Raw genomic sequence first — 7,302 nt, 5'->3', positions numbered from 1 at the left:
CCAACAGTGGGTATTCCCTCTCAGGAGGTGGGGAATTTCAGTGAGCAGGTCTGGGGAGTTTCAATGAGCGTGGTCAGCTTGTTGAAGTGGGTGGAGGTGATCGCCTTGGGCGAGGCTCTCAACCGTCTCGACCTCCTTGCCACTCATCTGAACGGCGAGAAGCAGGCAGGACCGGACGGGGTCCCCGTCCACGAGCACAGTGCAGGCTCCACAACTCCCGTGCTCACAGCCGACGTGCGTACCCGTTAATCGAAGATTCTGTCGTAGGAACTCCGCGAGACTGGTTCTCGCCTCGACACGGACCACGTGGCGACTTCCGCTGACGGTCACCTCCAGCTCCATCTTGTCGTCTCGAGTCACGACTTGCCCTCCCTTCGAGTGTTCGTTCGGTCGAGCGCGGTTACGCAGGAACGGTCTACCAGAGTCCGCACCAGGTGCCGCCGGTACTCTGCCGAACCCAGGGTGTCCGAAGCGGGGTCGGTCTCCGCGGCTGCAATGCCTGCCGCTGCTTCGAACAAATCCTTGGTTGGGCGCTGACCTGCCAGCGCTTGTTCCGCTCCCCGAGCCCGCTCTGGTCGCCCTCCGACGCCGCCGAGGACCACCCTCGGACCCTCCACACGCCCATCGACAATGTCGAAGGCGACGGCGACCATCACGATGGCGAAATCGCCGTGCCGGCGAGCGTACTCGTCGAACCCGGCATGGTCGGGAATCCGCGGAATACGAACCCTCAGGACGATCTCGTTTGCCTCGAGCGAGGTGCTGAAGTACCCCCGGAGGAATGCCTCGACAGGCTCCTCTCGAATGCCGCCGGGCCCCCCTACCACAACCACAGCGTTCAGGGCCGTCATCAACACACACCACTCGGCGACAGGATCCGAGTGGGCGAGGCTGCCCCCAATCGTTCCCCGCCGTCGGATCGCCGGGTGTCCGATCCATTGTGCCGTCTCAGCTACAACGGCGAGCGCACCGGGAAAAGACGAGAAGTGCTCCAGCTGCCAATGTGTGGCGAGCGCACCAAGATCCATGCCACCGGTCTGTCGCGTGATATGCGACAGACCGGGGATCCCGGAAATGTCGACCAGCGCTGTTGGCCGAGCCAGCCGGAAGTTCATCATCGGCATCAAGCTCTGGCCACCCGCAAGAATCTTGGCGTCTGCGCCGAGATCCGTCAGAAGGCTGATGGCCTGTTCCACGTCTTCTGCTCGGTGGTATGTGAATTTGGCGGGCTTCATGGTCGCTCCCGATAGGCCGCGGTCCCCTTGCGTGGGCCAAAGACAATCCCGTCGAGCATCACGAGCCGTCCGATGAGTCACTCGGTGAATCGACCAGATCCAACAACCTGTCTGGGCGGAGAGGCAGTTCGACAATCCTGTCACCGATCGCAGTGCCGAGCGCGTCGGCTACCGCGTTCGCCACTGCTCCGCCTACACCGATTACGCCCGCTTCTGCGGCGCCCTTGACACCGAGGTAGTTGCCGGGGGCCGGCTCGCTCTCGACGGCGAACACTTGGACCGAAGGGGTCTCCCGGTAGGTAGGCAGCAAGTAGTCCATCAGGTTGGTGGCCAACGGTTGGCCCTGTTCGTCATACGGGATCTCCTCGAAAAGAGCCCCGCCCAGACCGAAGACGGAGCCCCCTCGCAACTGGCCTTCGACCGCCTGGGGATTGATGATGCGACCACAATCGTAGGTCACCGCGAGTCGTTCGACTTGCACATCAAAGGTTCCGATGTCGACCGTCACCAAGGCAATGTGACCTCCGAAACCCCAAGTGAGTTCTCCCTCGTGAACACCCGCAAACCCGATCGGGGCGACCTCCTTCCAGTGAAGGAACTGGCGGTCCCAGGTGAGGCCGTCACGGCCGGTTTGGATCTCGTCGGTCGGTCCGCCCAGAATCGACGCCGCTCGACTTATCGCCTCCGCCCGGAGCTTGGCTATAGCATCCGCGACTGCATTCCCGACGAAGATCGCCGTTCTGCTACCAAAGGTTCCACGAGCGTCCACGTCAGATCGACTGTCGCCCGACAACACGCGTACGTGATCTGCCCCGATACCGAGTTCCTGTTCGCAAACACGGAGAATGAACTCGGTGAGACCCTGACCGAGGTCGCAGGCGCCCGTCTTCACAATCAATAGACCGTCCTCAGCGAGGTCAACACGGACAGTCTCCGTTATCCCCGTTCCAGAGTGCTCGACAAAGAGCGCTATACCGAGACCGATACTCTCGCCCTCGCCGCGGCGCCGGGAGATCTCGTTGCGAAGGCTCTTGAGATCAGACACGTCAAGGAACGAGTCGAGGATGGCCTCGTAGTCGCCCGAGTCATAGGCAATCACCTCTGGATGTGACCCTTCCAACTCGACGACATACGGGAGCTGCGCGTGCGAGATCAGATTCCGGCGCCGAATCTCTATCGGATCGATATCGAGCTGGCGGGCGGCACGGTCGATCGCTCTTTCACGGACGAACGTCGCCTCCGTTCCACCCGGCCCGCGCAGATTGCCGACCGGTGTCTTGTTGGTGGTGACGCTGTCAATTTGCATCTCCATGGCCTCCCACCTGTATGGACCTGGGAGGCTCTTCATCAGGATCGAAGCCTGCCGGATGCCAATCGGTCTGGCATATGCCCCGGCATCGATCGATACCACATCACGAAACGCCAGAAGATCACCGTTGCGGGTGACGGCCAGTTCGTAATCGTGTTCCTGCTGACGCGAGTGATTCATTGCCAACATGTGCTCCCGGCGATCCTCGACCCAAGCGACACCCCGGCCGACGCGACGGGCCGCCCAAGGGATAAGGAAGTCTTCCGGATAGAACTCGCCCCGGACGCCGAATGCGCCACCTACGTCAACGCCGTGGATCACCACCTGATCCAGCTCGATTCCTAGGAGGGAAGCCACCGTTCTTTGAGTGAAGAATACGTTCTTGGTGGGACCCCAGAGATGGAGCACTGGGCCTCCATCGACCTCGTCGTCCCACTCGGCGACAAGGCCTCTGAGTTCGATCGGCGCGCCGGTCAACCGGGGATTTGAGTAGCGGCCACGCACCACGAGATCTGCTCTGTCGAATGCAGAAGCTACATCGCCGAAGCAGACATCGATGGCAGTGATCCTGCCGGATCCGTCACCCCGATCGTCGGGGTGGTCTGTTCGCTGCGCGGTGTGTGTGACCACGGCCAGGGGCTCTATCTCGACACGAACGAGCTCCGCCGCGTCCTCGGCAAGGTGAGCAGTCTCGGCGATGACGACCGCAACCGGCTCGCCGACGTATCTCACCCGGTCGGATGCCAGTACGGGCTGCTGCAAGTCGGCGGTCCACGGACCAGAGCCGCGGAGAGGGATGGATGGAACCGGTTCAACAAAATCGATCGCCGTTAGAACGGCAAGGACACCCTCGGCATCCACTGCATCGCTCGTCTCAATACCAACGAGTCGACCGTGAGCGAAGTTGCTCCGAACAACTCTGGCCCATACATGCTCGGAGCAAATATGGTCCGCGACATACCGATGTCCACCGCTTACGAGACGTTCAGTCTCCGAACCACCGCGCAACGGTATTTCCCGATGAATCACCGGATGATCCATTAAACGTACCCCTCGTCGCGGTCGTGCAAATTGTTGACTAAGTATAATTGTTGTACCCTGCTCAGACAAACCCCGGAGAGGAGCACACCAATGGGACTCGAGACCCGCGTGACGCTGGTTACCGGCGCGGCAGGAGGCATCGGTGCCGCAATCAGTGAAGCCCTTGCATCCGCTGGCGCCCACGTCGCAATCGGTGACATCGACATCGAGGCCGGCGAAGCTCTTTCAACAAGAATCTCTGGTGATTTCGCCGGAAAAACCATCGCTGTGGAACTTGACGTGAGTTCGTCGCAGTCGGTCGATCGTGCGGTACGAACGATCGAAGAACAGCTCGGACCGATTGACATTCTTGTCAACAACGCTGGTATCGACCGGATCCAACCATTCATCGAATCTACCGAGGAGACCTGGGATCGCCTCATTGCAACCAACTTGAAAGGAACGATTCTCTGCTCGCGGGCAGTCCTCGACGGGATGCTCGAACGCCGGGATGGCCGGATCATCAACATTGCATCCGACGCCGGCAAGGTGGGCTCATCCGGTGAGGCGGTCTACTCTGCGACCAAGGGCGGCGTGATCGCCTTCACCAAGGCGCTAGTGGTCTGTCTGCTATTTGATGACCGGGGTAGGCAGTGCCACGAACCCTGCCACAGCGGGGATCGTCCGGCAGGAGACCAAGTCACCAAATCCGCGACGGACCACTAGCACGTGAGGTGGCCCGCAGTGGCACAACTGTGAACTGTGTATGTCCGGGGCCGACAAACACCGCCCTCCTAGATCAGGTAGCCGACTCGAACCCCAAGCTCTATGAAGCCCTGGCGCGTGCTATTCCGCTGCGCAGAATCGCTGAACCCGGTGATATCGCGCCACTCGTCCAGTTCCTATCCAGCGGCGAGGCCGCCTATATAACCGGCCAGGCGATGTCAGTTAGCGGCGGATTGACGATGTCGTGAACCGGGTCGACGACGACCTCAGCAAGATGGAGCAAGCACCGCATGAAACAGATGGATGATTCGCCTGAAGTGATTTCCCCCTCAGGACTCACGTGGGAGGAGATGACGGTCGGATCCAAGCTACGCACGGCCAGTCGGACGGTTACCGAGACCGACCTCATCAATTTCGTCACACAGGTTGGGTTCACAGAACCTCTGTTTACCGACCAACAGCACGCGGCCGACGCTGGGTACGAGGGCCGCCTCATACCCGGTGCGCTCACGTTCTGCCTTGCCGAAGGCCTGGTAATGCAAACAAACTTCCTCAATGGAACCGGCCTCGCTTTCGTTCATATGGAACTCGATGCGCTCGGGCCCGTGTACGTGGGTGACACGATCCATTGTTTCTCGGAGATAACGGAATCACGCCCAACGTCGGGGAATCGCGGCGTGGTCACGTCTCGCAACGTCGTCATCAATCAGCGGAATGAGGAGGTGCTCGTCTACACACCGGTCCGAATCATCCGTGGTCGCAACACCTCAACGGACACCTCCTCCTAGGCTCGCGATCGTCAGAAGGCGGATATACCGGTAAGGGCACGACCTATAGCGAGGCGCTGAACCTGACTGGTTCCCTCGTATAGGGTGGTCACTCGGGCGTCGCGCAGAAGCCGCTGAACCGGGTACTCGTCGATGTACCCATAACCACCGTGAATCTGAACGGCGCGATCTGCGCACCGGATGGCAGCTTCGGTGACGAATAGCTTTGCGGTCGACGCGGCAACGGTGAAGCGCTCGCCGCGTGCCTTCAATTCGGCTACCTGGGATACCAGTCCGCGCGCAGCCGCGATGTCCACATGCATATCCGCCAGCAGTTCCTGGACAAGCTGCTTGGAGGCTATGCTCCCTCCCCATTGCTGTCGTTCCAGCGCGTAGGACAGTGCGCATTCAAGAGCCTCGCGCGCCAGGCCCAAGCAGGAGGCCGCCAGCGAAAACCGCCCATGATCCAGGGCAGTGAAGGCGACCTTCAATCCACCGCCCAAAGTTCCTAGGACGGCGGTATCGCCAACCAAGACCTCATCGAGCACCACCTCGGCGGTGTCGCTCCCGCGCATACCGAGCTTGCCGTGGATCGGTGGGGCGGAGTAACCGGGTGCGTTTTGCGGAACGAGAAAGCAGGTGATGCCAAGGTCCTCACCGTCACGGTGGGCACGGGCAAAGACCATCGTCAGCGCCCCCCGACTCCCGTTGGTAATGAACATCTTCGAACCCGTGATCCTCCACCCTCCTTCGACGGCGACCGCACGGGTTGCCAGCTCACTCGGGTTGCTCCCCGCGCCCGCCTCGGTGAGGCCGAAGGCACCAAGTTCGCCGGCGACGATCCGCGGTAGCCAGTGCTCCTTCTGATCCTCGGTCCCCCACCGGAGGATGCTCATTCCCACCAAACCTCCCGAAACCGATACCAGCGAACGCACGGACGCGTCCGCCGCCCCAAGCTCCTCCATCAGCGCCACATAGGACCACGGATCCAAATCTGTGCCCCCGTAGCTGGATGGAATCAAGGCTCCGAAGAAACCCAGGTCCGCCATGGGTGCGATCAGGTCCGCCGGAAACTCCTCCATACGATCTCGCTGGCGTGCTTCAGGGCGAACACGATCATCACAGAACGATCGAGCAGTTTCGCGCACGAGTGCGACAGTCCCGGCGATATCCTCGTCGACGGACCTCGGGAGTAATGGATCTCGGGTTTGTGGAGTCTGCACTATCTCCGACCTCTCTTCAAGGAGCACATCGGCGATTTCGAATCGACAACATCGCCGACCAATTCACGATGGCTCGACGAACCGCGCCGGCCTTTTCTCACGATGCGCGGCCAGACCCTCGGCCACGTCCGGACCGCCAAAACCGAAGAACTCGAGAGCAAGAGAGGCATCAAAGCTTGGCCCCATGACCCTGTACCAGTTGTTCAGTGAGTACTTGGTCCACCGAATTGCACTCTGTGCACCTTGCGCAAGAGAATCAGCGATCTCGAGCGCGCGACCGTGGACCTCGTCGGTGTCGACGCAGACGGACACCAATCCGATCCGTTCAGCCTCCTCTCCGGTGAGAACCTCGCAGGTGAGAAGGTAGTACTTGGCCTTCGCCATTCCGCACAGCAAGGGCCAGCAGATGGCAGCCTGATCCCCTGCCGCGACACCAAGCTTGGTGTGCCCGTCAATGATCTTGGCATCTCGCGCCGCGACCGATACATCCGCCAGGAGTGCAACCACGAGTCCGGCCCCAACTGCCGGTCCGTGGATTGCCGAAATTATGGGCTTCGAGCAGTTGATAACGTTGTATACCAAGTCGCGGGCTTCGCGCATAACCCGCTCTCGAGCCGCTCGATCGTTGATTAGCTCATCGAGCAGCTCAAAGCTGCCCCCGGCCGAGAAGCCGCGACCGGCTCCCTCGATAAGGGCAACGCGAACTGCCGGGTCGCGGTCGATGTCGAGCCACACATCCGCCAATTCCGTGTGCATTTGCGGACCGACTGCGTTGAGACCCGTCCCGTTCAGGACAATGCGCATAACTCCGTCGTGCGGCCAGTCAAAGGCAAGTGTCGGGTACTTCTCTGCATATTGAACTGAACTCACGATGGCCTTTCATGATCCGCGTGTCGACACACAGGCAGACACTAACTAGAAAGATATGACTGATTCAAATGCTTCACGCCTAATGGGGGTCTACGGGGCTTCTGCGGTTGTGGGAGTCTTGTGGCTGAGCCTGCTGGCCGGTGAGCACTGCC

At 60.7% G+C, this 7,302-nt stretch carries 6 protein-coding genes and 2 pseudogenes; 3 read left to right on the top strand and 5 right to left on the bottom strand.

The annotated features are described in order from the left end of the window. Window positions 1–75: 75 nt before the first annotated feature. The 3 genes and pseudogenes from P1T08_17895 to P1T08_17885 form a co-directional block, all read right to left on the bottom strand. A pseudogene (locus P1T08_17895) lies at window positions 76–342 on the bottom strand (2Fe-2S iron-sulfur cluster-binding protein). Window positions 343–356: 14 nt separating this feature from the next. Further along, window positions 357–1,235 carry a xanthine dehydrogenase family protein subunit M gene (locus tag P1T08_17890; protein ID MDF1597953.1) on the bottom strand — a complete coding sequence of 293 codons (879 nt, stop codon included), beginning with the start codon at window positions 1,233–1,235 and terminating at the stop codon, window positions 357–359. A 58-nt stretch (window positions 1,236–1,293) separates the two neighbouring features. Continuing rightward, window positions 1,294–3,585 (bottom strand): xanthine dehydrogenase family protein molybdopterin-binding subunit, encoded by a 2,292-nt coding sequence (locus P1T08_17885; GenBank protein MDF1597952.1) that lies wholly within the window; start codon window positions 3,583–3,585, stop codon window positions 1,294–1,296. Window positions 3,586–3,675: 90 nt separating this feature from the next. Here P1T08_17885 and P1T08_17880 point away from each other — a divergent pair, with 90 nt between their 5' ends. The 3 genes and pseudogenes from P1T08_17880 (at window position 3,676) to P1T08_17870 (ending at window position 5,078) form a co-directional block, all read left to right on the top strand. Beyond that, window positions 3,676–4,290: an SDR family NAD(P)-dependent oxidoreductase gene (locus P1T08_17880; GenBank protein MDF1597951.1), complete on the top strand. Its 615-nt coding sequence runs from the start codon at window positions 3,676–3,678 to the stop codon at window positions 4,288–4,290. Next, window positions 4,287–4,538, top strand: a pseudogene (locus P1T08_17875) (SDR family oxidoreductase). The gene P1T08_17880 and the pseudogene P1T08_17875 overlap by 4 nt, the downstream one beginning before the upstream one ends. Window positions 4,539–4,580: 42 nt before the next feature. Next, window positions 4,581–5,078: a MaoC family dehydratase N-terminal domain-containing protein gene (locus tag P1T08_17870; protein MDF1597950.1), complete on the top strand. Its 498-nt coding sequence runs from the start codon at window positions 4,581–4,583 to the stop codon at window positions 5,076–5,078. Window positions 5,079–5,089: 11 nt separating this feature from the next. Here the strand turns inward: P1T08_17870 and P1T08_17865 are convergent, their stop codons facing one another. Continuing rightward, on the bottom strand, window positions 5,090–6,205 hold the full coding sequence (locus tag P1T08_17865) for an acyl-CoA dehydrogenase family protein (protein ID MDF1597949.1): 1,116 nt from the start codon (window positions 6,203–6,205) through the stop codon (window positions 5,090–5,092). A gap of 138 nt (window positions 6,206–6,343) precedes the next feature. After that, entirely contained in the window at window positions 6,344–7,150 is an 807-nt protein-coding gene (locus tag P1T08_17860; protein ID MDF1597948.1) for an enoyl-CoA hydratase/isomerase family protein, read from the bottom strand. Window positions 7,151–7,302 lie beyond the last annotated feature (152 nt).

The sequence above is a fragment of the Acidimicrobiia bacterium genome (assembly GCA_029210695.1).
Taxonomy (GTDB): domain Bacteria; phylum Actinomycetota; class Acidimicrobiia; order Spongiisociales; family JAHEDJ01; genus JAHEDJ01.
This window is presented reverse-complemented; position numbering and strand designations above follow the sequence as displayed.

Coding starts and splice junctions, on each gene's coding strand:
- P1T08_17880 (MDF1597951.1), top strand. CDS start 3,676: ATGGGACTCGAGACCCGCGTGACGCTGGTTACCGGCGCGGCAGGAGGC.
- P1T08_17870 (MDF1597950.1), top strand. CDS start 4,581: ATGAAACAGATGGATGATTCGCCTGAAGTGATTTCCCCCTCAGGACTC.
- P1T08_17885 (MDF1597952.1), bottom strand. CDS start 3,585: ATGGATCATCCGGTGATTCATCGGGAAATACCGTTGCGCGGTGGTTCG.
- P1T08_17890 (MDF1597953.1), bottom strand. CDS start 1,235: ATGAAGCCCGCCAAATTCACATACCACCGAGCAGAAGACGTGGAACAG.